Raw genomic sequence first — 24,914 nt, forward strand, 5'->3', positions numbered from 1 at the left:
AGCGCACACCGTGCCGGCACATGACACCGTCGAGTTGTACTACGACCCCTACGATTTCGCGATCGACGACAATCCTTACCCGGTGTGGCGGCGGATGCGCGACGAAGCCCCGCTCTACTACAACGACAAGTACAACTTCTTCGCGCTGAGCCGGTACGCCGACGTGTCGCGGGCGCTGCCGGACTGGCAGAACTACCGCTCCGGGAAGGGGACCACCGCCGATATCCTGTTCAACGGCATCGAGGTGCCGCCGGGAATCCTGCTGTTCGAGGATCCGCCTTTGCACGACATCCACCGGCGGCTGCTGTCGCGGGTCTTCACCCCGCGCCGCATGCTGGCCGTCGAGGATCTGGTCCGCGGATTCTGCGCGCGCGCACTGGATCCGCTCCGTGACGGGGACGGATTCGACTTCGTCGGCGATCTCGGAGCGTTCATGCCGATGCGCACGATCGGCTACCTGCTGGGCATTCCCGAGGAAGGCCAGGAACAGATCCGCCGCCGCACCGACCAGAACATCGCGGTCGGGGACGCGGCGGGGGATGTCAGCGCGACCGTCTTCGCCGAGTCGCTGGCTCTGTTCGCGGAGTACATCGAGTGGCGCTCGACGCATCCCTCCGATGACCTGATGACCGAACTGCTCAACGCCGAGGTGGACGAACCCGGCGGCTCACGCCGGCGACTGGAGCGCAATGAAGTGCTGGCCTACACCGCGATGATCGCCGGTGCCGGAGGTGAGACGACCGCGAGGCTCATCGGCTTCATGGGGGAGTTGCTCGGCAACCACCCCGATCAACGCCGCGAACTCGTCGCAGATCCGTCCCTGATCCCGTCCGCGGTGGAGGAGACGCTGCGGTTCGAACCACCGTCACCGGTGCAGGCGCGCTATGTCGCCCACGACGTCGAATGGTACGGACAGACCGTGCCCGAGGGCTCGTTCATGTTGCTGCTCAACGGATCCGCCAACCGCGACGATGCCCGCTACACCGACCCGGACACCTTCGACATCCACCGCACCGGTGGACATCTGAGCTTCGGGCAGGGCCTGCATTTCTGTCTGGGATCGGCACTGGCGAGGCTGGAGGCGCGCGTCGCCTTCGAAGAGGTCCTCACGAGGTGGCCCGACTGGGAAGTCGACTACGACAACGCCGAGCGGGCAAGGACGTCGAGCGTCCGTGGGTGGGCGCGGATGCCGGTGCTGGCACGCTGAGGGATGTGCGCACCGCACCGCGGTGCCTTGCTAGCTTGGGCGGATGACTGAACCAGCGCCCGACCCGGCGCGACCGCTGGCCGGTGTGCGGGTCGTCGAGATCTCCAGTTTCGTCGCGGTGCCGTTGGCGGGGATGACGCTGGCCCAACTCGGCGCCGAGGTGCTGCGGGTGGATCCGGTCGGCGGCGCCGCGGACTACCGCCGGTGGCCGCTCACCGAGTCCGGCGACAGCATCTACTGGGCCGGGCTGAACAAGGGCAAGAAGTCGCTGGCCGTCGACATGCGTTCCGGGCAGGGACAGGCGCTGGTCGCTCGGCTGATCGCCGACGCCGGTGTGTTCATCACCAACGTTGCTGGGCGACAGTGGCATTCGTATGACGCGCTGCGTACGGACCGTCCCGACCTGATCCATGCGGAGGTGTCCGGCCGTCACGACGGCGGCACCGGCGTCGACTACACGGTCAACGCTGCCATCGGATTTCCGCTCGTCACCGGTCCTCCCGAGCTCAGCACCCCCGTCAACCACGTGCTCCCGGCCTGGGACGTGACCTGCGGCATCTATACGGCGCTGTCGGTGGTGACGGCTCTGCGGCACCGTGACGCCACCGGTCACGGACAGCAGATCAGCATTCCGCTGGAGAACGTCGCGCTGGCCACGGCGGGCAACCTGAGCCTGCTGACCGAGGCGATGATCAACGGGACGTCGCGGCAGCGCATCGGCAACGCCGTCTACGGGACCTACGGCCAGAACTTCACCAGCAGCGACGGCGTGTCGTTCATGGTCGTCGCGCTCACCGGACGCCACTTCCGCGATCTCAACGCATTGACGGGCACCACGGAATCCGTTGCCGCACTGGCCCGATCGCTGGACGTCGACTTCTCCGACGAGGGCGAGCGCTACCGGCACCGCGAGGCGCTCGGCGGGCTCTACGCCGAGTGGTTCTCCGCGCACACCGGCGCCGAAATCTCCGCGGCGCTGTCGGAGACCTCGGTGCTGTGGGAGCGCTACCAGACCTTCGCCGAGACCGCCGCCGACGCGCGCGTGACCGACAATCCGCTGTTCACCGAACTCGACCAGCCCAGGGTCGGTACCCACCTCGCCGCGGGCCTGCCGGTGTCCATCGACGGCGTGTATCCCAGGGCGGTGCCCGCACCTGCGCTCGGTGACGACACCGACTCGGTGCTGGGCGACTGGTTGTCGCTCGATGCCGCGCGCATTGACGAGCTCAGGGAAACCGGCACGGTGGCATGAGCAGGCTGCTGGAACTCCTCGAGGTCACGCAGGCGCAGCCGCCCACCTGGCGCGGTCCGGCGAGCGGGCCGCAGGGCAAGCGCGCCTACGGCGGCCAGTTGGCCGCCCAGAGTCTGGCCGCGGCCGCCCGCACCGTGGACAGGTCGAAAGCGCCGACGGCGATGCATCTGCAGTTCCTGCGCGGCGGTGAGGCCGGCGACCCGACCGACTACGCGGTGGTGAACGTCCACGACGGCCGCACCGCGGCATCGCGCCGTGTCGACGCGACCCAGGGTGAGCGGCTGCTGACCACCTCGACCGTGTCCTTCGCCGTGGCACTGCCCGGTCCTGAACACGGCAGGCGCGAGCTTCCCGCCGAGGACCCGGAGTCGCTGCCGCAGACCGGTCCGCCGGGACCCGCGCCGTCGCTGCCGCTCGACGAACTCGACCTGCGCTACGTCGATGACGGCAGTGGTGAGGGCTTCGTGCGGCGGCTGTGGTGGCGGACCGTCGTCGACCTGCCCGAGGATCCGCTGCTGCACACGCTGATCGCCGTGTATGTCACCGACGTGTACCTCATCGACCCCGCACTGCAGGTGCACGGCCACTCGATGCGGGCAAGGACGCACCGCAGCGGCACCACCGACTCGTCGATCTGGTTCCACCACGAGGTGCGCGCCGGCGAGTGGAATCTCCTGGAGTGTCGCTCACCGGCGGCGGCGCGCGGTCGCGGCGTCGTCACCGCGAACCTGATCCGGCGCGACGGCGTCCTCGCTGCGACCCTGGTCCAGGAGGGGCTCATCGCCGACCGGGAGCCCGCCCCGCCCGCCTGAACCCAGTCGGCCCAGTCGCTGGCGGGCCAGTGTCACCGCCGCCGACACCGAGACGCCGACGACGATCGCGGCCACCACACCGACCAGTTCGTGGCTGCCGAACAGCGGATAGACCTGATAGTGGGTCAGGTAGATGTACAGCGAGGCCTCGGCGATGACGCCGGCCACCACGGCCACGCCGGCCGGGCACCGGATGGCGGGCACCCAGATCAGCAACGCCAAACCTGTCAGCACCATCAGGTGGCGCGACGGTTCGTCGAAGTAGCCGACCAGTCCCACGACGAGCACCGCCGTCACCGCGGCCCGTTGCCACGCGGAGGTGGCCTTCGATGCCGCCCACCCGGCGGCGAAGAACCAGAAGGCGAGCAACGAGAACATCGCGTCGTCGCCCATCGTGATCCCGAGGGCGTCGTAGCGCAGGGCGAGACCGACGCCCAGGAAACACATCGCGAGCGTGAACGGGAGGCGGCGTTCCAGCCGGTCCATCGCTGGTATGCAGAACAGCGCGGCCAGCGCGATCAGCGTCCACACCAGTACCTCGACGAACCACAGCCGCCCGGCCGTCATACTGTCGTGTGGTCCGAGAATCTTGTTGGCCAGCAACAGGTTCGACGCGTGGTAGTCGTCGGTGATCAGCGACGCGAACGCTATCCACAGCACCGACGGGACGGCGATCCACGCGATCGTCGTCCGCAGATGCCGGATCCGTGTCGGCCTGGGCAGCGGCGTCAGGCAGAAGCGCCCGAAGTTGTACCCGGCCACACCGAGCAGGATGTGCGCGCCACCCCAGAGTTCGAACAGCTCCACATGCGACCCGACGATAAGCAGGATCGCGACGGCTCGCAGGGACACGCTGGTCTCCAGCGTGGCGCCCCAGGATTTCCAGCGCCGTGGCTTCGGCGCCGGCAGGTTCCGCAGTTCGCGCAGCGACATCCGCTGCCAGTCGGTGGGCAGCCGTCCGAGAGCGCGTTCCAGCCGCAGCGACATCATCACGTAGGTCAGGGAGTTGCCGCCCAGGTCGACGAAGCTCGAGTCCTCGGTCACCTCGGCACGATCGAGATGCAACACGTCGGCGAACATGCCGCGAAGATCGCCGTCGTGCGGCGCGGGTGCGCTCGCGGCGGCGGCCAGCGTGCGTGCAGCGGGGTAGTCGGGCTTTCCCGACGGGAGCTTCGGCAGCTCCGGCACGCAGGCGACGTCGACGACTGCCGGCGGCAGGCCTGCGGCGCCCGCCGCAGTGCGCCGCACCTCGTCGGGCTCGTGCTCGGCGGTGGCCACCACCGCCAGACGGTCGCCGCTGTCGGTGCACAGCGCCGGGATTCCCGCGTCCCGCAGCGACGTCTCCAGGCGCTGCAGATCGATGCGCAGGCCGTAGATCTTGACGAAGCGGCTGCGACGACCGACGACCTCGTAGAGGCCGTCCGCGCCGCGGCGGGCGATGTCCCCGGTGCGCAGCACATCGGGGCCGGCATCGAGGACGAGGTCGCCGGGGCCGTGCGCGTAACCCATCATCACGTTGGCGCCGCGGTACACCAGTTCGCCCGAGGACGTGTCGGGCCAGTCCTCGACCGGCTCGATGGAGAACTCACCGCCCGGAATCGGGACTCCGATCGCGGTGGGCCGTTCCCGCGCGAGATCCGGCGGCAGATAAGCCATCCGCGCGGTGGCCTCGGTGGCCCCGTACATCACGAACAGCTGCCAACCGCGGTCGCGGGCGGCGGTGGCGTACCTACGGACCCGCTCCGGTGACATCTTGCCCCCGGCCTGGGTGACATACCGCAGGTGCGGGAGGTCCATCGATGTGAAGCCGATCCGGTCGAGAAGTTCGAAGGTGTACGGCACGCCCGCGAAGCTGGTGCCGCGGTGGCGGGCGAACAGCTCCCAGAACTCGGGATCGGCCACCGAACGCTCGGTCAGGATCAGCGCCGCGCCGACCAGCAGATGACTGTGGACGACCGACAGGCCGTAGCAGTACGACATCGGGAGTGTGGTCGCGGCGCGATCGGTCTCGTCGATACCGAGGTACCCGGCGATGGACGTGGCGTTGGCGATCAGGTTGGCACGCGAGAGGCGCACGAGCTTGGGGGATCCCGTACTGCCCGAGGTGGACAGCAGCAGAGCGAGGTCGTCGTGCAGCGCGTGCGCGCCCTCTGAGCGGACGTGCACGCCGGACCCGTCGACGACGACGTCGGGTCGGTACGTGGCGAGGATGTGGCTGTGGTCGCCGGCGGCGGGGACCGGTATCGCCACGTGCCCACCCGCAAGCACGCCCAGATAGCCGACCAGGGTGCTCAGGTCGTTGCGGGTCTCGATGAGGACGAGCTGACGACGGGTGCCGAGCCCGCCGGCGAAGCGGTCCACCCGGTCGGCGAGCTCGGAGTAGCTCACCTGGGCGGATGCGGTCATCACCGCGATGCGGTCACCATGCGTGCGCAGGTGATCGGCCAGGCGGGTCATCCGGTGAGGATACCCTCACCGAACTTCGGGGCCGGAACGTCACATCCGGCCGTAGCGGCTCCGGACGAAGCTGTAGAGGCCGAAGGCGGCGATCCCGACCGCGGCGGCGATCAGCAGGAACTTGCCGAACGGCGCCTGCCCGAGCGTCTTGACCGCGGCGTCGAGCCCGGTGGCCTTGGTCGGGTCGGCCTGCACCGTCGCGAGGATGACCAGCAGGCCCGCGCCGGCGAGGACGAGGCCTTTGGCGGCATAGCCGGTGACGCCGATGACCGTCACCGACTTCCCGTAGGACCCGCGCAGTTCGTCGAGGAACTTCTCCGAGGCGCCTTTGTAGATGTGATAGGCGCCGACGGCGGCGACACCGATGCCGATCGCGATCAGCAGTGCCTTGCCGCCGGTCGACTGCATGAGCTGGGCGGACCACCCCGCGTTCTGCTGGGCGTTCGACTGGCCGCTGCCCATCGCGTATCGGGCTGCGGAGAACGCGAGCGCGAAGTTGACGATGGCGAGTCCGAGGGGTTTGACGCGCTTCCACGCGGGCTTGTCCTCATTGCTGCGCTCCTTCGGTTTGGAGCCCAGCACGGCCTCCGCCACGTACCACAGCCCGAGGGCGACGAGCCCGGCGGCGATGACCCACAGCATCACCGCGCCGCCGGTCTGTCCGGCGACGGTCGCGAGCGCGCCGGACTGGTCGGCGTTCCCGCCACCCCCTGCGCCACCGCCGACGAATGCGAGCTTGGCGATGATGTAGGCGACCAGCAGGTGCAGCACACCGCTGGCGGCGAAGCCGACACGCGCCAGCTTCTCGAGGGCGTTGCTGTCGGCCGCGCGGTCGGCGGCTCCGTGAAGCGAGCGGGGCATCGACCCGCCTGGCGTGCGGACGGCCATTGGTGTCCTCCTGGTCGGCTGGATGATGCGGTGTACCCCCCTTTTGACGGCGGTGAAACCGGAGGTTCCCCGGCTGGGGATGAATTCGGATCTGGGGATGGATTCGCTGCCCTGTCGGCCGGGCGCAGCAGTGTGACGGCATGACCAGAACGGACACCCGCGCCGGGGTCGGCGCGTTGGGGGAACAACTCGCGGTGGACTACCTGCAGGGGCTCGGGCTGCGGGTGCTGGCGCGAAACTGGCGGTGCCGCTACGGCGAACTGGACGTCGTCGTCGCCGACGATGCGGTGCAGGCGGTGGTGTTCGTGGAAGTCAAGACCCGGACCACCGACCGGTTCGGCGGTGTCGCAGAGGCGGTGACGCCGGTGAAGGTCCGTCGCCTGCGCCGGCTGGCCGGCCTGTGGCTGAGCGAGCAGGACGCACGCTGGGAGTCGGTGCGCCTCGACGTCGTGACGGTCCGGATCGGGCAGGGGCGCAGCCCGGAGCTCACGCACATCGAAGGGGTGGGGTGATGGCGCTGGGGCGGGCGTTCTCCGTCGCGGTGCGCGGTGTCGACGGGGAGATCGTGGAGATCGAGGCAGATATCAGCAATGGCCTACCCGGCGTACACCTGGTGGGCCTGGGCGACGCCGCGCTGCGGGAATCGCGGGACCGGGTGCGCGCGGCGATCACCAACTGCAAGTTCGACTGGCCGCAGGCGCGGCTGACACTGGCACTGTCGCCGGCCACGCTGCCGAAGACCGGATCGCTGTACGACGTCGCGCTGGCGGCCGCGGTGTTGTCGGCGCAGACCAAGAAGACCTGGCCGCGACTGGACAAGTCGGTGCTGCTGGGGGAACTCGCGCTGGACGGAAGGGTGCGTCCGGTCCACGGCGTGCTGCCCGCGGTGCTCGCTGCGGTGCATCAGGGTTGGCCCGCCGTCGTGGTGCCGGTCGAGAACCTGGCCGAGGCCAGCCTGGTGGACGGCATCGACGTGTGGGGCGTTCGCAGTCTGGGCCAGCTGCAGTCCTGGCTGGAGGGCAGGGGCGATCTGGCGCCGCGGGTGGACAGCCCGCTGCGCGGTCCCGAGGTGTCGGCCGATCTCGCCGATGTGGTCGGGCAGACGCAGGCCCGGTACGCGGTGGAGGTGGCCGCCGCGGGCGGACACAACCTGTTGATGACCGGCCCGCCCGGAGTAGGCAAAACAATGCTGGCGCAACGTCTTCCGGGCCTTCTTCCGCCGCTGTCGCACAAGGATGCGCTGGAGGTGACCGCGATCCACTCGGTGGCGGGCCTGCTCTCCGGTGACACCCCGCTGATCACCAGGCCACCGTTCGTGGCGCCACACCACACCTCCAGCGTCGTCGCACTGGTCGGCGGCGGTTCGGGCATGGCGAGGCCGGGCGCGCTCAGCCGTGCCCACCGCGGCGTGCTCTTCCTCGACGAGTTCCCGGAGATCAACTCCGGTGCGCTGGAAGCGCTTCGAACGCCGTTGGAAGACGGGGAGATCCGGCTGGCGCGACGCGACGGTGTGGCGCGCTACCAGTGCCGCATCCAGCTGGTGCTGGCCGCCAACCTCTGCCCGTGTGCGCCTCCGGATCCCCGCGACTGCGTGTGCGGCGCCGCGGAGAGGCGACGCTACCGCACCAAGTTGTCGGGCCCGCTGGTCGACCGGGTGGATCTGCACGTCGAGATGCACGCAGCCAGGGAAGGGACGTTCACCGACGAGGAAGGGGAGTCGACTGCCCGTGTCCGCGAACGGGTCTGGGCTGCCCGCGAGGCTGCCGCCGAGCGGTGGCGCCCGTACGGCTTCACCACGAATGCCGAGGTCAGTGGCGCGCTGCTGCGCCGCAGATTCCGGTTGGGGACCGAGGCGATGAAGCCGCTACGCACCGCGGTGGACCGCGGCAGGCTCAGCATCCGCGGCAGAGATCGCACGGTCCGCGTCGCGTGGTCGTTGTGCGACCTCGCCGGCCGTGTGTCGCCGAGCAAGGAGGACGTCACCGCCGCGATGAGCTTCCGAGGACTGGGGGAGGCCTGATGGACGTGATGGATGAGGCCACTCGTCGGGCATGGGCGTACGTGTCCCGGGTCGCCGAACCGCCGCACCGGCTTCTGTCCGAACTCGTCGCCACCGAAGGCGTGGTCGCGGCGGCCGAGCGCATCCGTCGCCGGGACATCGATCCGAAACTACTGCGAGCCACCGAAGCCAGATACGACCTCGACTGTGCGAGAGACGATCTGGAGGTGCTCGACCGGATGGGCGGACGACTGCTCACCGACACCGACGAGGAATGGCCACACCTGGCGTTCGCGGCGTTCCGGGGTGTGGACCACGCGAGACGGCCCAACGGCCGCCCGCCGCTGGTGTTGTGGGTGCTGGGGCCGTTGCTGCTGTGTGACGTCGCCGAACGCAGCGCGGCCATCGTCGGCACGCGCGCGGCGACGTCGTACGGCGAGTATGTGGCAGCAGACCTGGCCGCAGGGCTGGTCGAACGCGACTTCGCGGTGGTGTCCGGCGGTGCGTACGGCATCGACGGTGCCGCGCATCGCGCCACTCTGGCCGCCGATGGCGACACCGTGGCGGTGCTGGCGGCCGGACTCGACGTTCCTTATCCCGCAGGGCATTCCGCACTGCTGCACCGCGTCGGCAAACACGGCCTGCTGGTGAGCGAGTATCCACCGGGCACCCGCCCGACCCGCCGGCAGTTCCTTACCCGCAACCGGTTGGTGGCGGCGCTGGGCCGGGCGACGGTGGTCATCGAGGCGGGGGTGCGCAGCGGCGCGGCCAATACGGCGGGCTGGGCCGACGCGCTGGGAAGGCAGGTCTGCGCGGTGCCGGGTCCGATCACCTCGGCGTCCTCGGTCGGATGCCACGAGCTGCTCAAGAGGGACGGCGTCACCCTCGTGACACGGGCCGCGGACATCGTCGAGCTCGTCGGGCGTTCCGGCGAGTTCGCGCCCGACCTCGACCGGCCCACCACGGGGCTGGACGATCTCGACGACGTGGAACTCGCCGTGTTCGACGCGCTGCCCGGCCGAGGGATGAGCACGGTGGACGAGATCGCCGTCACCGCCGGTCTGCCCGCCACCGACGTGCTCGGGCCGCTGACCATGCTCAACGTGCGTGGATTGGCCGTCCAGGAGAACGGCGGCTGGAAGCTGGCGAAACGCTGGCCCCCTGCGGCGCAGCTGCCGCTCGTATAGTCGTCGGGGAGAGCTGAGCAGTGGAGGATTCGTAGTGGCAGGACGTCCCGTGCACACCTTCGAGGTCGTGCGCACCGAGCAATTGACCCCGCACGTCATCCGAGTTGTGCTCGGCGGCAACGGTTTCGACACGTTCACACCCGGCGACCACACCGACTCCTACGTCAAGCTGGTCTTCGTCGCCGACGACGTCGACGTGTCGTCCCTCGAACAGCCCCTGACGTTGGACAGCTTCAACGCGCTTCCGGCGCAGCACCGGCCCACCGTACGCACATATACGGTGCGCAAGGCCGACCCTGAACGCCGGGAGATCACCATCGATTTCGTCGTCCACGGGGATCACGGCGTCGCGGGTCCGTGGGCGGCGTCCGCGACCCCAGGTCGGCGACTCTTCGTGATGGGGCCCAGCGGCGCGTATTCGCCGGATCCCGCCGCCGACTGGCACCTGTTCGCCGGCGACGAGTCGGCGGTGCCCGCGATCAGCGCTGCGCTGGAGTCCCTGCCCGCCAACGCGATCGGCAAGGTGTTCCTCGAAGTCGCCGGACCGGAGGACGAGATCGAACTCCAGGCCCCCGCCGGAGTCGAGGTGTCCTGGATCTACCGCGGCAGCCGCGCCGACCTGGCGCCCGAGGAGAGTGCGGGCGACCACGCGCCGCTGATCGACGCGGTCAAGGAGACTCCCTGGCTGCCGGGTCAGGTGCAGGTGTTCATCCACGGCGAGGCGCAGGCGGTGATGCACAACCTGCGGTCCTACATCCGCAAAAAACGTGGCGTCGACGCCACCTGGGCGTCGTCGATCTCGGGGTACTGGCGGCGGGGGCGCACCGAGGAGACGTTCCGCGAGTGGAAGCGTGAACTCGCCGCCGCCGAGGCGAAATAGCGCGGAAACCACCGCGCGCGATGGCAGGCTGAGGCCATGACGTTCGGGAACTATCAGCTCGAGATCTACCTGCAGGGTCTGTCGGGCATCATGCCGGCCTACCCGATGGACTTCGCGGGCTGGGAGGCCAGGGCGCAGGCTTCGATGCCGCCGTCGGTCTGGTCCTATGTCGCGGGCGGCGCCGGTGACGAGAACACCCAGCGGGCCAACCGCACCGCGTTCGATCGGTGGGGACTGATGCCCCGCATGCTGGTCGGCACCACCGAGCGCGACCTGACCGTCGACGTGTTCGGCCTCACGCTGCCGTCTCCGATCTTCATGGCGCCGGTCGGTGTCGCCGGGATCTGCTCGCAGAGCGGCCACGGCGACCTGGAGGCGGCCCGCGCCGCGGCGCGCACCGGCGTCCCGATGGCCGTCTCCACCCTCACCGAGGACCCCCTGGAAGACGTTGCCGCCGAATTCGGCGACACACCAGGCTTTTTCCAGCTCTACACACCCACCGACCGCGACCTCGCGGCCAGCTTCGTCCAGCGCGCCGAGGCCGCCGGATACAAGGCGATCATCGTCACCCTCGACACCTGGATCCCGGGCTGGCGTCCGCGCGACCTGTCGACCTCGAACTTCCCGCAGCTACGCGGCCGCTGCCTGTCCAACTACACCAGCGATCCGGTGTTCCGCGGCCTGCTCCCGCAACCGCCCGAGGAGAACATGCAGGCCACCGTCATGCAATGGGCCGGCATGTTCGGTAACGCGCTGTCCTGGGACGACCTGCCGTGGCTGCGATCCCTGACCGACCTGCCACTGATCCTCAAGGGCCTCTGTCACCCCGACGATGTCCGTCGGGCCAGGGACGGGGGAGTCGACGGCATCTACTGCTCGACACACGGCGGCCGCCAGGCCAACGGCGGCCTGCCCGCCATCGACTGTCTCCCCGGTGTGGTCGAGGCGGCCGACGGGCTGCCGGTGCTGTTCGACTCCGGTGTCCGCAGCGGCGCCGACATCGTCAAGGCGCTCGCGCTCGGCGCGACCGCCGTCGGCATCGGCAGGCCCTACGCCTACGGGCTCGCCCTCGGCGGGACGGACGGTCTGGTCCACGTGCTGCGCTCGCTGCTCGCCGAAACCGACCTGATCATGGCCGTCGACGGCTATCCCACGCTGGCGGATCTCACTCCGGACACAGTGCGGCGCGTCACCTGAGGCCGCCCCCCGCGGTCTGAAACGGTGGGGAAATGGACACGGTGCTCGAGGAGTTCGATCGGTACCTGGAGCTGGAACGCGGCCGGTCGGAGCACACCCGACGCGCCTACCTGGGCGATTTGCGGTCGCTGTTCGTTTTTCTCGACGAGCGCAGTCCCGGCACCGGGCTGGGCGGCCTGACGCTACCGATGCTGAGGTCGTGGCTGGCAGCCCATGCTGCGGAGGGCACCGCCCGGTCGACGCTGGCACGCCGCACCTCCTCGGTGAAGACGTTCACTGCGTGGGCGTCGCGCCGCGGCCTGATCGGTGACGATCCCGCGAGCCGGCTCCAGGTGCCGAAAGCGCGGCGTACCCTTCCGTCCGTCCTGCGTCAGGACCAGGCGCGCGATGCGCTGGAGGCGGCGGAATCCGGTGCGCAGCAGGGGGATCCACTCGCGGTGCGCGATCGTCTGGTGGTCGAGATGCTCTACGCCACCGGCATCCGTGTCAGCGAGCTGTGCGGGCTCGACGTCGACGACGTCGACACGTCGCGCCGGCTGCTGAGGGTGCTCGGCAAGGGCAACAAACAGCGGACGGTCCCGTACGGCGAACCGGCCCACGCGGCGCTGACGGCCTGGCTGCACGAAGGCCGGCCGGCGCTGGCCACCGCGGATTCCGGTCCCGCGCTGCTGCTCGGCGCGCGCGGGAAACGACTCGACCCGAGGCAGGCCCGCACCGTCGTCCATCAGACGGTGTCCGCCGTGGGCGGCGCACCCGACATCGGTCCCCACGGTCTGCGGCACAGCGCCGCGACGCATCTGCTCGAAGGCGGGGCCGACCTGCGCGTCGTGCAGGAACTGCTGGGCCATTCCAGCCTCGCCACCACCCAGCTCTATACGCACGTCACCGTCGCGCGGTTACGCGCCGTGCACGACCAGGCCCACCCCCGGGCGTAGGCGGCGGGGGTCAGCGCAGGGGTTTGAGTCGAACGGGCACGGTGACCACCAGTCCCGTCGGGTCGACGTAGTCGGCCCGCGACGACGGACCCCACATCGCGCCCCAGTGCAGGCACGCTGCGGCCGCGCATCCCGGATGGCCCGCCACCAGGTGCCCGAGCGCGGTCCCCGTGGAGACGACCTGGCCCCGCCGCACCACCGGAGACACCGGCTCGTAGGTGGTGCGCAGCCCGCCTGGATGCGCCACCGAGATCAGGGGCCGTCCGGCCAGCTCACCGGCGAACACCACCGTGCCGGACGCCGCGGCCTGGATCACCTGCCCCTCGGCCCCGCCCAGATCGACGCCCCGGTGGCCGCGCTGCCAGTTCGGCGCCGGGGCGTCGAACGCGCGCACCACGGGCGGACGAGGTCGCATCGGCCACTCCAATCGGCCGTCATCGGCCTGTGCGGGGGCGGTGCAGAGCGCGACCAGTGCCGCCACGAGGACAAGAACCCGCATTCGACCAGTTCACCGGGGTGGGAGCGGCCGGCGGTAGCCTCGTTTGCACATCCTGTGGATGTCGCGCTCGGTGGTCAGAGCACCCGTGTCCAGCGTGTAAACTCCTATCCGCAGCTCGCTTGCGCGAGCTGACTTCGCGCGTCTGCGAAACGGACTCCCGCAGTTCAGGAGCACCGTCACCTCGCATGCCGGCGGTCCCGCCTCGACAGAGACGGGTCCGGCATCGAAGCAGTCGCCAGGGTCCGGCTCACCCGATGCCGGACGACAACCGACAACAAAGAGGTATGGCCACATGGCTGTCGTAACCATGAAGCAGCTGCTCGACAGCGGCGCTCACTTCGGGCATCAGACCCGTCGCTGGAACCCCAAGATGAAGCGGTTCATCTTCACCGACCGCAACGGCATCTACATCATCGACCTGCAGCAGACGCTGACCTACATCGACTCGGCCTACGAGTTCGTCAAGGAAACCGTCGCGCACGGCGGTTCGATCATGTTCGTCGGCACCAAGAAGCAGGCGCAGGAATCCATCGCCCAGGAGGCGACCCGCGTCGGGATGCCGTATGTCAACCAGCGTTGGCTCGGCGGCATGCTCACCAACTTCCAGACCGTGCACAAGCGCCTTCAGCGGATGAAGGAGCTTGAGGCGATGGAGCAGACCGGTGGCTTCGAGGGTCGCACCAAGAAGGAAATCTTGATGCTGACCCGCGAGAAGAACAAGCTGGAGCGCTCGCTCGGCGGCATCCGCGACATGGCCAAGGTTCCGTCGGCGATCTGGGTCGTCGACACCAACAAGGAGCACCTCGCCGTCGCCGAGGCCCGCAAGCTGAACATCCCGATCATCGCGATCCTGGACACCAACTGCGATCCGGACGTCGTCGACTACCCGATCCCGGGCAACGACGACGCCATTCGTTCGGCTGCGCTGCTGACCAAGGTGATCGCCTCCGCGGTCGCCGAGGGCCTGCAGGCCCGCGCGGGTGCCGGTGCCGACAAGGCCGAGGCCGGCCAGGACGGGGCGGCCGCCGAGCCGCTCGCCGAATGGGAGCAGGAATTGCTGGCCGGTGCCACCACCGCCGCACCCGAGGCTGCCGCGGGCGAGGCCGCCGCCGCACCCGAACAGTCCTCCTAAACCACGCCGCGTAAGGAAACATTCTCATGGCTAACTACACCGCTGCCGACGTCAAGCGCCTTCGGGAACTGACCGGCGCCGGCATGATGGATTCGAAGAACGCGCTGGTCGAGGCCGAAGGTGACTTCGACAAGGCCGTCGAGTTGCTGCGTATCAAGGGCGCCAAGGACGTGGGCAAACGCGCTGAGCGTGCCACCGCCGAGGGCCTGGTCGCAGCCAAGGACGGCGCGCTCATCGAGCTGAACTCCGAGACGGACTTCGTCGCCAAGAACGCCGAATTCCAGGCTGTCGCAGAGCAGATCGTTGCCGCTGCGGCCGCCGCGAAGGCCACCGACGTGGACGCGCTCAAGGCTGCCAAGCTCGGCGACACGACGGTCGAGCAGACCATCGCCGACCTGTCGGCCAAGATCGGCGAGAAGCTCGAACTGCGCCGCGCGACGTACTTCGACGGTCAGGTCGAGACCTACCTGCACAAGCGGGCTGCCGACCTGCCGCCCGCGGTGGGGGTGCTCGTCGAGTACACCGGTGATGACAAATCGGCGGCCCACGCGGTCGCGCTTCAGATCGCCGCGCTCAAGGCCAAGTACCTGACCCGCGAGGACGTGCCGGAGGACATCGTCGCCAACGAGCGGCGTATCGCCGAGGAGACGGCCCGCGCCGAGGGCAAGCCGGAGCAGGCGTTGACCAAGATCGTCGAAGGGCGTGTGACGGGCTTCTACAAGGACGTCGTGCTGCTGGATCAGCCGTCGGTGTCCGACAACAAGAAGTCGGTCAAGGCTCTGCTCGACGAGGCCGGCGTGACCGTCACGAGGTTTGCCCGTTTCGAGGTCGGGCAGGCCTGACAGGCCGAACCCGTCGCGGTTCGGGCCCCGGCCCGCGCTGACGACACAGAACATCTGGGAACCCCCGAGACCTTCGGTCTCGGGGGTTCCGTCATCTGCGCAGGAGCAGGGCATGTCGTCGCTGCGTGAGAGCGGAATTGCAGAGAACGGGCCTGTCTGTTCGGCACGTTTGCTGTAATCCGTTCGGAGGATGCTACTCACACGAAAATATGTCGAACGGCGAGCAGGGAGCTTTTGCCGGCTGCCGATATTTACGGATACAGCAAATTCTATAGCTAACTCGAACTTTTATTTACGTGTGCGTAGGCGTGCTATTTGTCAACGTCCTTTCACGTGCCGAGTTAACCTATTCGGCATGGCGGAATGCGAAAACTGTTCTGGTCAACGTGACCAACACGGTTGACACCGCCCGTACGGCAAAGGCCGTCACAAACGGGAGGACTTCAGAGGTAGCTCCGGCCGATGGCGGCCAGCTACACAAACGCAGGGGCTGGGAACCGTTCCTGGCGGCGGCGATCGATCTGTCGACGGGATCGCTGGCGGTCGCCGTCGGCATGACGTGGGCGACGGCGAGCGACCTCGAGCTGCCACCCACGTGGATGCTGTTCTTCTTCGCGCCGACCCTCGTCGGCCTGTGTGCGATGCGCGGTCTCTACCGACGCTCCCTGAGGCGCACGTTTCTCGATGAGCTGCCGACGATCGAGTCGTCGACCGCACTGGCCGCGATGCTCCTGCTCAGCGGACTCCTTCTCAGTCCGTTCGTCGACGGATCCGGGGGATCGTCCGTCGGCCGCCTGTGGATGTGCGCCGCGATCCTGGTCCCGCTCGGGCGGCTGCTGTGGATCACGATCAAGAACTACCACTACCGGCACGACCGGCTGACCGCACCGACGCTCATCGTCGGCAACGGAAGAGTCGCCGCCAAGGTTGTCGACAGGCTCAAGGTCACCCCGGAGTACGGCATGACGCCGGTCGGCATCGTCGACGACGAGATGCCGATGATGGGCACCGACCGGGACAAGCCCGCGAGCATCCCCTATCTGGGCAAGCTGGCCGACCTCGACAGCGCGATCGCGGCGACGGGGGCCGAATGCCTGATCGTCGCGTTCTCGCGCACCAGGGACGAGGCGATGTCGGCGGCGGTCAACCTCGCGCACGAGCGCGGGATGTCGGTGTGGATCGTGCCGCGCATCTTCGACACCATCGGCGTGCGGTCCCACATCGACCACATCGGCGGCCTGCCGCTGATCGCTGTGGCACACACCAATCCGCGAGGGTGGCAGTTCGCCGCGAAACACGTGTCGGACCGCGTTCTGGCAAGCGTCGGTCTGTTGCTCATCTCGCCGCTGTTCCTGACCCTGATGCTGCTGGTGCGGCTCAGCTCGCCGGGGCCGATCTTCTTCGGACAGCCGCGGATCGGGCGCGACGGCCGCGAGTTCAGCTGTCTGAAGTTCCGTTCCATGCGCGAACCCAAGGAGTCCGACGCGGCGTTCGTCCGCAGTGCCGACTCCGCCCCCGGCGGCGTCGAGGGCGAGGACCGCCGCACGACGATCGGCAAGATCATGCGGTCGACGTCGATGGACGAGCTACCCCAACTGCTCAACGTGATCAAGGGCGAGATGAGCCTGGTGGGGCCGCGCCCGGAGCGTCCCGAGTACGTCGACCTGTTCAACATCCAGATCGCCCGCTACGGCGACCGGCACCGCGTCAAGGCCGGTATCACGGGGTGGGCGCAGGTACACGGCCTGCGCGGTAAGACCTCCATCGCCGATCGCGCGGAGTGGGACAACTACTACATCGAGAACTGGTCGCTGTGGTTGGACTTCAAGATCCTCGCGATGACGGTGGGGGCCGTCCTGCGCCCAGCCGAGTGACGTACCGTCACGCCATGGAACGTATTGCTGCGTTCGGCGACGACGCCCTCGCAGATTCCGATGCCGTCGGACTGGTCGAGGCGCTGCGCGCCGGTACGGTCTCGCCGACTGAACTGCTCGACGCCGCGATCGCGCGTCTGGAGAAGGTCGACCCGCACCTGAACGGGCTCGCGCACGCCGCCTACGACGGCGCCCGGGCTCGCGCCGCGCAGCACCGCCGCTACGGCGGTTTCTTCGACGGGGTGCCGTCCTTCCTCAAGGACAACGTCGCGGTGGCGGGGATGCCGACGATGAACGGCACAGATGCCTGGGCGCCGTCCCCGGCGGCCGCCCACGGAGATTTCGCGCGCGCATATCTGGCCACCGGCCTGGTGCCCGTGGGCAAGACGCAGATGTCGGAGTTCGGATTCAGTGCTGCGGCGGAACATCCGAGACTCGGTGCCGTGCGCAACCCCTGGAACACCGACCACACCGCCGGCGCCTCGTCCTCGGGCTCGGGGGCGTTCGTCGCCGCAGGCGTCGTCCCGATCGCGCACGCCAACGACGGCGGTGGTTCGATCAGGATCCCGGCATCGTGCAACGGGCTGGTCGGGCTCAAGCCGTCGCGAGGACGGCTGCCGCTGGACCGCGACATGCGGCAGATGCCGCTGCGCATCGTCGCCAACGGCGTGGTGACGCGCTCGGTGCGCGACACCGCCGCGTTCTACCGCGAGATGGAGAAGATCTCCGCCGGCCCCAAGCTGCCCCCGATCGGCGACGTGACCGGTCCGGGTGTGCGACGCCTGCACATCGCGGTGTGCACGCAGTCGATCATCCGGGAGGCGAGCGCCGAAGTGCGCGACGCGACACTGGCGACCGCGGCGCTGCTGGAGGGCCTCGGCCACCGGATCACCGTGATCGACAACCCGGTGCCGAAGAACTTCATCGATGACTTCGTGCTGTATTGGTCGTTCCTGGCCTTCGCTCTGGTGCGGGGCGGACGCCGCACCTTCGGGGCGAGCTTCGAGCGCACCCGACTCGACAACCTCACCCTCGGACTGGAGAGGCACGCCGCGCGCAACCTCCACCGCGTGCCCGCCGCGACCGCGCGACTGGCCCGGACCCGGCGGATCACCGCAAGCCTCTACGGCACCTACGACGCGCTGCTGACACCGACGCTCGCCGAGACCACACCGCCGATCGGCCACCTGGATCCGACGGCGTCCTACGAACAGATCATCGACCGCCTCATCGAGTGGGTGGCGTTCACGCCCCTGCAGAACGCCACGGGCGAGCCGGCGATCTCGTTGCCGCTCGCGCAATCCGCGACGGGTCTGCCGATCGGTCTGATGTTCGCGGCGCCCGTCGGCCACGAGACCCGCCTGCTCGAGCTGGCCTTCGAGCTCGAAGCCGCGCAACCGTGGCCGCGGCTCGCGGCCTGACACAGTCGTGCGGAGCGCCCTGCGGCCCGTGGGGGTCAGGCCGCAGGGCGCGGTTCGCGGCGCAGATGCCCCCGTCCGGTGCATTGCCGGTTGACGACCTCAGCCTAAATTAACTGCTTCGAAATTAACGCCGTTTGGGCGCCGAACTTTCTGCACGACATCACGACGTAACCGGTGGCCGTCCGTGTTAACGCGGGCGAGACCGCGCGCTCCCGCTCACGAAACCTTGCCCTCGCACCATCGCATCTCGTGGAGACCAGTCGGGTCGGCAACGTGCCCACGGCAATTCGCGCGCCGCAGCCGGCGGCGGGGTCAGGAAACACGGTGACGTGCCTGATCCGGTTCGCCCTGGCGAACATTCGCCGCCGCCCGGAGCGCTTCGTATTGGCCGTGCTCGGTATCGCGCTGGCGATCGCGTGTGTGACCGTCGTGCGGACGATATCGGCGAGTTTCGCCGCCACGGGTGAGGAATCGGTCGCCGACGTGCTCGGATCCGCGGCGTTGTGGGTGGTGCCCGCTGCCGGTGTCCATTACGACGCGCAGGCCGGTGCGCTGGTCGCCGACGGAGACGCACCCGAGATCTCGATTCCGGGCGGATGGACCGCCACCCGCGTCCTCTCGGGTCTGGTCGACATCGACGGTGAAGGCGTGTCGTTACGCGGCAGCGACGAGATCGCTTCGGGGACAGCAACTGTGGGCCACGCGTTGGCCGAAAGGCTTGCTGTCGTCGACGGTGGGACCGTGACGGTCGGCGGGCAGCGGCTGCAGGTGTCGGTAGAAGCCGCGGGGCAGTCGCTCACGGTGCAGACTGCACTCGCCAGATCGCTGGTCGGCGAGCGCGGCTGGTGGTTGGTGAACGCGCCGCCGGGCGGTGAGCACCGTCGGGACCTCGGTGCGGCCTTCGCCGCCGCGGTCGGTCTGCCGTTCACCCCGGACCCGGCGGTCCGCCCGGACGGCGACGGTGCGGGCCTGATCTACGACACCGTCGGCGGTTCGGGGCCGTTGACCTTCGAACAGAAGTACTCGGCGCTGTTCTCCGGCAAGGTGACGAGTTCGACGCTCGGACTGATCTCGACCATGGGACTGGGCCTGGGTTTCGTCATCGCCGTGTCGTCGTTCCTGGCGGCGGTGACCGAACGGCGCCGCGAATTCGGCATCATGTCCAGTATAGGCCTGGCCGACGAGGTGCTGTACTTCTTCCTCGTCGAATCTGCGGTCATCTTTCTGACCGCATACCTGGTCGGCGTCACTGCCGCGGGAATCGCTGTGGCCGTGGTGATCCCGGGCATCGCCTCGGTGGCGTCGTGGTTGCAGGGAGCGGCGTTGACGGCGATGTTCCTGCCGGCCATGGCGATTGTCGGAGCGCTGGTCCCCGTTCACCGGCTGCTGCAACAGCGCCCCGTCTCGCTGCTGGGGGACAGATGAGCACGCAAAAGGTTCTGGCCTACGGCTGGCTCGCCGCGAGACGCCGGGTCCGGGAGATGGTGCTGCCGGCGATCACCACGGCAACCGGTGCGTACCTTGTCGTTCTGGTCTTCGGCATGTCCGCGGGCATCAGGGAGCAGTCGGAATCACTCGGCTACGCCGACGAAATCGGCCGCGCCGTGGTGCTCATCGCGGTCACCGTGCTGCTGGTCGGTGTCGCCGAAGTCGCTGTCGTGACCACCCGCACAGTCGCACACCGGACCCGCGAGCTCGGGGTGCTGGCGGCCAACGGCGTTCCCCGGGTGCCGGTGGTGGCTGCGCTGCTGGTCGAGCCGCTCCTTGCCGCTGTCCTCGGTGCACTCGCCGGAGTACTGCTCGCAGTCGTGACCGGCATCGTGCTGGGTATCGCCGGTCTGGTCGCCACGGGGGTCTCGTCCGCCGGCCTTGCGGCGGGCTCGGGCATCGCCGTCGTCGTGAGCGTGGCCGCCGCAGTGGCCACCAGCGTGGTACCGACCTGGAAGGCCGCGTCGCGCCCGCCCGTCCAATCTCTCGCGTCAGGAGCCTGACCATGACCGTCGTCGACGAAACCCCCGACACCCCAACAGGTCCCGTCGCCGACCCGGCGCCCGTGATCGAGATCTCCGATGTGTGGAAACTGCACAAACTCGGCGACGAGGTCGTCAAGGCGCTGATGGCCGCCGAACTGACGGTGATGCCAGGGGAATTCGTCTGCCTGATGGGTCCCAGCGGCAGCGGCAAGTCCACCCTGCTGAACATCATCGGAGGCCTCGACCGTCCCACCAAGGGCAACGTCCGCATCGCGGGCACCGACACCGCGACGCTGACCGAGAGTCAGTATGCCGCGCTCCGGCACGACACCATCGGCTTCATCTTCCAGAGCTACAACCTGATCCCGTTCCTGTCGGCGGTGGAGAACGTCGAGTTGCCGTTGATGTTCGAGCCGTACGACCGAAAGGCGCTGCGCAAGCGCGCGATCGAACTGCTGGAGCTGGTGGGTCTCGGACACCGCATCAATCACCAACCGACCAGGATGTCCGGTGGTGAGCAGCAGCGCACCGCGATCGCGCGCTCGCTGATCAGCAACCCGGCCCTGGTCCTGGCCGACGAGCCCACCGCCAATCTCGACCACCGCACGGGGGAGACGGTGGTGCGCATGCTGCGCGACCTGTGCTCGACCATGGGCGTCACCGTGGTCGCCAGCACCCACGACCCCACGGTGGCCGACGAAGCGAGCCGTGTCGTCCGGATGAAAGACGGACAGATCGTCAACTGATCGAAAACCATAGTGGGAGAGACGAAATGACACAAACGGAGCCTTCGCCGTCCGCCGGGCGTGACAAGCTCATGACCACCGAGCTGGTGCCCGAACAGATTCTGCCGAAGGTCATGACGACGTTCGGCCTCACCGCCGCGTACGTGTTCATCATCTGCTGGATCACCGGCTCGTCGGTGATGGCCGGTGGCGGCTGGACCGCGATCCCCATGTGGGTGCTCGGCATCCTCACCTTCCTGGTGCCCGCGGGCATGGCCGTCGTCGAACTCGGCAACCTGTGGCCGGGCCAGGGTGGCGTGTACATCTGGGCCACCCGCACCATGGGCGAGACCTGGGGGTTCATCGGCGGATACCTGTCCTGGGTGCCGGTGATCCTCAACGCGGCGTCCTCGCCCGCGGTGGTGCTGCAGCTGCTGCTGCTCGCGTTCCACGCCGAGCTCGGACTCACCACCAGCATCATTCTGCAGCTCGTGATCCTGTGGACCGTCATCGGTCTGGCGCTGGCGAAACTCGCCGCCAATCAGAAGATCATGAACGTCGTCTTCGTCGTCTACGGCGTCCTGACGCTGACGATCTTCATCTCGGGTTTGATGTTCGCGGTCGAGAACGGCTCCGCGACGCCGTTCAGCTGGGCCGAGGCGACCATCCCGAACTTCGCGGTGGCCGGGTTCCTGTACGGCACGGTGCTGCTCTACCTGCTCGGGGTGGAGACCCCGTACAACATGGGCGCGGAGTTCCTGTCCGTGCGCAAGAGCGGTCCGAAGATGATCCTCTGGGGATCGGCCGCACTGGTGGCGATCTACCTGCTCACCACGCTCGGGACCATGATGGCGCTGCCCGGTGACCAGATCGACCCGGTGACCGGGGTGATCGGGATGCTGGACGTCGCCGGGTTTCCCGGCCTGATGGAGATCGGTGCCGTCGTGCTGGCCTTCATCGTGATCGTCGCCCTGATGACCTATCAGGTCGCCTACTCCCGGCTGATCTTCGTGTCCGGTCTGGAACGCCATCTCCCGCGGATCTTCACCCACCTCAACCCGCGCACACGAAATCCCGTGACCGCCATCCTGATCCAGGGCGTGATCTCGTCGCTGATCCTGGTCGGGCTGTACTCGCAGAGCAGCATGGCCAACGTCACCGTGTACCTGCAGGGCGGCCTGAGCACCGTCTGGTTGCTGTCCGGGTTCTTCTTCCTGATCCCGGTCGTCGTGGCGCGTAAGAAGTATGCGGATCGCTATGAGAGCGAACAGTTCTGGCGTATCCCGGGCGGCATGGCCGGTGTCTGGACCACCGTCGTCGTCGGTTCGCTGGCCACCGCCGGCGGCATCTACTACTCGTTCGTGACGCCGTGGATCGATGTCCCGTCGTCGACGTGGATGACCTGGGTCGGCAGCATCAGCCTCGGCATGTTCGCCCTCGGCCTCACCGTCTACATCTTCGGGCGCCGCTCCGCGCACAAGGTGAGCCAGGAGGATTCGCTGGCCCATCTCGCCGTCTTCGATCTCACCAACAAGGAAGAGGAACCGACGAAATGACCATGGAGGACACCCGCATCGGTGCGGACCCGGCCGCAGGCCTCGCCCCCTACCCGCTCGACCCGCTGACCGCAGCGGAGATCGAGTCGGCTGCCGCCGTGGTGAGGGCTTCCGACTACGCCACCCCGACCTTGAAATTCGTGATGATCCAGTTGGCCGAGCCCGCCAAGACGCCGTCGCTGACGTTCGCCGACGCCCCCGACACCCCGCGGTGTGCGTTCCTGACGATGTACGACGCGGCGGCCAAGATGATCTACGAGGCCGTCGTCGATCTGAGGGCCGGTCTCATCGAGAGCTGGACGCCGATCCCGGGACGGTTCCCGTCGTATCTGGTCGAGCACATGACCGGCGTCGAGGAGAAGGTCCGCGAGGATCCGCGATGGCAGGAGGCGATGCGCAGGCGCGGCGTCACCGACTTCAGCCTCGCGATGATCGACCCCTGGCCCGCAGGCTATTACGGGGCGCAGGACCATTACGACAACTCGCCACTGGTGTGCCGCCCGCTGACATTCATGCGGGCCGCTCCCTCCGAACACGGGTACGCGCGACCGGTCGAGGGGTTGATCGTCACGTTCGACCTCGACGCGATGGCGGTGATCGACGTCGAGGACCACGGCGTCGTGCCGTTGCCTCCGACGGCGGGCAACTACAGCGAAGCGTTCATGTTCGACCCGAACAACCGGCCGGCGTTCACCGCGTTCCGCGATGACGTCAAGCCGATCGAGATCACCCAGCCAGACGGCCCGAGCTTCACCGTCGACGGCTGGAACGTGAAGTGGCAGAAATGGTCTCTGCGTATCGGGTTCAATCCGCGCGAGGGCATCACGCTGCACGAGGTCACCTACACCGACCGCGGCGAGACCCGGCCCGTCCTGTACCGCGCCTCGCTCTCGGAGATGGTGGTGCCCTACGGCGACTCCGCACCCACGCACTGGAACAAGAACGTCTTCGACATGGGCGAGGTCGGCGTGGGGTTCTCCGCGAACCCGCTGACGCTGGGGTGCGACTGTCTCGGCGAGATCCACTACTTCGACGGCACGGTCAACGACTCCGCCGGCAACGCCGTCACCATCCCCAACGCGATCTGTATGCACGAAGAGGACTTCGGGATCTCCTGGAAGCACACCGACTTCCGCACCGAGGAGGTCGAGGTGCGCAGGTCGCGACGGCTGGTGATCTCGATGATCTGCACCGTCGGCAACTACGAGTACGGCTTCTTCTGGTACTTCTACAACGACGCGTCGATCGAGGTCGAGGTCAAGCTCTCGGGTGTGCTGACCACCGGCGCGGTCGAGATGGCGCCGGGCGAACAACCGCGCTGGGGCAAGATGGTCGCGCCCGGCATCTACGGGCCCAACCATCAGCACTTCTTCAACTTCCGGCTGGACATGAGCGTCGACGGCCCGGGAAACAGTGTCTACGAAGTGGATTCGATACCGGAACCCGACCCGGCGCGCAACCCGCACCGCAACGCCTGGATCACCCGGGACACATTGGTGGCATCCGAGTCGGACGGGGCACGCGACTGGAACTGGTCCACGGGCCGCTACTGGAAGATCGCCAACCCGTCCAGGCGCAACGAGCTCGGAATCCCGGTGGCCTACAAGCTGGTCCCCAAGGACGTCGTCCCGGTGATGGTGCAGGAGGGGTCCTACATCTACGACCGGGCGCGGTTCCTGCAGCACAACCTGTGGGTCACCAGGTACGACCCCGCCGAGAAGTTCGCCGCCGGCGACTACATGTACCAGTCGGCCGACACCCAGGGCCTTCCGGAGTTCGTGGCCGGTGACGAACCGCTGGAGGACAGCGACGTCGTGCTCTGGTACACCCTCGGTGCCCACCACGTGGTGCGACCCGAGGACTGGCCGGTGATGCCGTGCGCCTACACCGGCTTCCACCTGAAGCCGATCGGCTTCTTCGACGGAAACCCGGCCCTGGACCTGCCGCCGTCGCCGCCGAAGGCGTGCCATGCCACCCGCGCGGGGCTGCCCGTGGCCGAACGCGCGCTGGAGTCCTGACCTCCCGCCCCTTGTTCGGCGAGCGCGCGTGTCTGCCCGGCAACACGCCGGTTAGCGCGT

General features: G+C 68.4%; 20 protein-coding genes and 1 pseudogene. 18 read left to right on the forward strand and 3 right to left on the reverse strand.

Features of this window, described 5'->3' with window-relative positions:
- The first annotated feature begins 10 nt into the window (after positions 1 to 10).
- The 3 genes and pseudogenes from DYE23_RS10325 to DYE23_RS10335 all read left to right on the forward strand — a co-directional run.
- Positions 11 to 1,207 (forward strand): cytochrome P450, encoded by a 1,197-nt coding sequence (locus DYE23_RS10325; protein WP_011894994.1) that lies wholly within the window; start codon positions 11 to 13, stop codon positions 1,205 to 1,207.
- Positions 1,208 to 1,250: 43 nt separating this feature from the next.
- Entirely contained in the window at positions 1,251 to 2,459 is a 1,209-nt protein-coding gene (locus DYE23_RS10330) for a CoA transferase (RefSeq protein ID WP_099961252.1), read from the forward strand.
- Positions 2,456 to 3,265 (forward strand): annotated as a pseudogene (locus DYE23_RS10335) (acyl-CoA thioesterase); the annotation flags it as partial. The gene DYE23_RS10330 and the pseudogene DYE23_RS10335, both read left to right, overlap by 4 nt.
- Here the strand turns inward: DYE23_RS10335 and DYE23_RS10340 are convergent.
- Positions 3,146 to 5,728, reverse strand: a complete 2,583-nt coding sequence (locus DYE23_RS10340; RefSeq protein WP_235660370.1) for an AMP-binding protein — start codon at positions 5,726 to 5,728, stop codon at positions 3,146 to 3,148. The pseudogene DYE23_RS10335 and the gene DYE23_RS10340 sit on opposite strands and share 120 nt — an antisense overlap.
- A gap of 39 nt (positions 5,729 to 5,767) precedes the next feature.
- Positions 5,768 to 6,616, reverse strand: coding sequence for a DUF1206 domain-containing protein (locus tag DYE23_RS10345; protein ID WP_011894990.1), 849 nt, complete (start codon positions 6,614 to 6,616; stop codon positions 5,768 to 5,770).
- Positions 6,617 to 6,756: 140 nt separating this feature from the next.
- Between DYE23_RS10345 and DYE23_RS10350 the strand changes: the two genes are divergently transcribed.
- From DYE23_RS10350 to DYE23_RS10375, 6 genes are read left to right on the forward strand one after another with little or no spacing between them, the layout of a single operon-like run.
- Positions 6,757 to 7,128, forward strand: a complete 372-nt coding sequence (locus DYE23_RS10350) for a YraN family protein (protein ID WP_011894989.1) — start codon at positions 6,757 to 6,759, stop codon at positions 7,126 to 7,128.
- The gene (locus DYE23_RS10355; protein ID WP_115327162.1) at positions 7,128 to 8,636 is read left to right on the forward strand and encodes a YifB family Mg chelatase-like AAA ATPase; all 1,509 of its coding nucleotides are present in this window, start codon (positions 7,128 to 7,130) and stop codon (positions 8,634 to 8,636) included. Before DYE23_RS10350 ends, DYE23_RS10355 begins: the two co-directional genes overlap by 1 nt.
- A gap of 8 nt (positions 8,637 to 8,644) precedes the next feature.
- On the forward strand, positions 8,645 to 9,802 hold the full coding sequence (dprA, locus tag DYE23_RS10360; RefSeq protein ID WP_172527904.1) for a DNA-processing protein DprA: 1,158 nt from the start codon (positions 8,645 to 8,647) through the stop codon (positions 9,800 to 9,802).
- A gap of 34 nt (positions 9,803 to 9,836) precedes the next feature.
- Positions 9,837 to 10,682, forward strand: a complete 846-nt coding sequence (locus DYE23_RS10365; RefSeq protein ID WP_115327164.1) for a siderophore-interacting protein — start codon at positions 9,837 to 9,839, stop codon at positions 10,680 to 10,682.
- A gap of 36 nt (positions 10,683 to 10,718) precedes the next feature.
- Positions 10,719 to 11,879 carry a lactate 2-monooxygenase gene (locus DYE23_RS10370; RefSeq protein ID WP_115327165.1) on the forward strand — a complete coding sequence of 387 codons (1,161 nt, stop codon included), beginning with the start codon at positions 10,719 to 10,721 and terminating at the stop codon, positions 11,877 to 11,879.
- 32 nt (positions 11,880 to 11,911) lie between these two features.
- Positions 11,912 to 12,814, forward strand: coding sequence for a tyrosine recombinase XerC (locus DYE23_RS10375; protein WP_115327166.1), 903 nt, complete (start codon positions 11,912 to 11,914; stop codon positions 12,812 to 12,814).
- 10 nt (positions 12,815 to 12,824) lie between these two features.
- Here DYE23_RS10375 and DYE23_RS10380 read toward each other — a convergent pair whose 3' ends face one another.
- Positions 12,825 to 13,313, reverse strand: a complete 489-nt coding sequence (locus tag DYE23_RS10380; RefSeq protein ID WP_115327167.1) for a M23 family metallopeptidase — start codon at positions 13,311 to 13,313, stop codon at positions 12,825 to 12,827.
- A gap of 292 nt (positions 13,314 to 13,605) precedes the next feature.
- Here DYE23_RS10380 and rpsB point away from each other — a divergent pair, with 292 nt between their 5' ends.
- From rpsB to DYE23_RS10425, 9 genes are all read left to right on the forward strand, one after another.
- Positions 13,606 to 14,445, forward strand: a complete 840-nt coding sequence (gene rpsB / locus DYE23_RS10385) for a 30S ribosomal protein S2 (protein WP_011894982.1) — start codon at positions 13,606 to 13,608, stop codon at positions 14,443 to 14,445.
- Positions 14,446 to 14,471: 26 nt separating this feature from the next.
- A complete protein-coding gene (gene tsf, locus DYE23_RS10390) occupies positions 14,472 to 15,287 on the forward strand; it encodes a translation elongation factor Ts (RefSeq protein WP_011894981.1) in 816 nt (271 codons plus the stop codon).
- A gap of 386 nt (positions 15,288 to 15,673) precedes the next feature.
- Positions 15,674 to 17,161 (forward strand): sugar transferase, encoded by a 1,488-nt coding sequence (locus DYE23_RS10395; RefSeq protein ID WP_235660371.1) that lies wholly within the window; start codon positions 15,674 to 15,676, stop codon positions 17,159 to 17,161.
- A gap of 14 nt (positions 17,162 to 17,175) precedes the next feature.
- On the forward strand, positions 17,176 to 18,582 hold the full coding sequence (locus DYE23_RS10400) for an amidase (RefSeq protein WP_115327169.1): 1,407 nt from the start codon (positions 17,176 to 17,178) through the stop codon (positions 18,580 to 18,582).
- A gap of 249 nt (positions 18,583 to 18,831) precedes the next feature.
- The gene (locus tag DYE23_RS10405; RefSeq protein ID WP_115327170.1) at positions 18,832 to 20,007 is read left to right on the forward strand and encodes an ABC transporter permease family protein; all 1,176 of its coding nucleotides are present in this window, start codon (positions 18,832 to 18,834) and stop codon (positions 20,005 to 20,007) included.
- Entirely contained in the window at positions 20,004 to 20,573 is a 570-nt protein-coding gene (locus DYE23_RS10410) for an FtsX-like permease family protein (protein WP_115327171.1), read from the forward strand. The genes DYE23_RS10405 and DYE23_RS10410 overlap by 4 nt, the downstream gene beginning before the upstream one ends.
- A gap of 2 nt (positions 20,574 to 20,575) precedes the next feature.
- The gene (locus DYE23_RS10415) at positions 20,576 to 21,301 is read left to right on the forward strand and encodes an ABC transporter ATP-binding protein (RefSeq protein ID WP_011894976.1); all 726 of its coding nucleotides are present in this window, start codon (positions 20,576 to 20,578) and stop codon (positions 21,299 to 21,301) included.
- A gap of 26 nt (positions 21,302 to 21,327) precedes the next feature.
- Positions 21,328 to 22,836: an APC family permease gene (locus tag DYE23_RS10420; protein WP_011894975.1), complete on the forward strand. Its 1,509-nt coding sequence runs from the start codon at positions 21,328 to 21,330 to the stop codon at positions 22,834 to 22,836.
- Entirely contained in the window at positions 22,833 to 24,854 is a 2,022-nt protein-coding gene (locus DYE23_RS10425; RefSeq protein WP_115327172.1) for a primary-amine oxidase, read from the forward strand. Before DYE23_RS10420 ends, DYE23_RS10425 begins: the two co-directional genes overlap by 4 nt.
- Positions 24,855 to 24,914: the final 60 nt, after the last annotated feature.

This window comes from Mycolicibacterium gilvum, from assembly GCF_900454025.1.
Lineage (GTDB): Bacteria > Actinomycetota > Actinomycetes > Mycobacteriales > Mycobacteriaceae > Mycobacterium > Mycobacterium gilvum.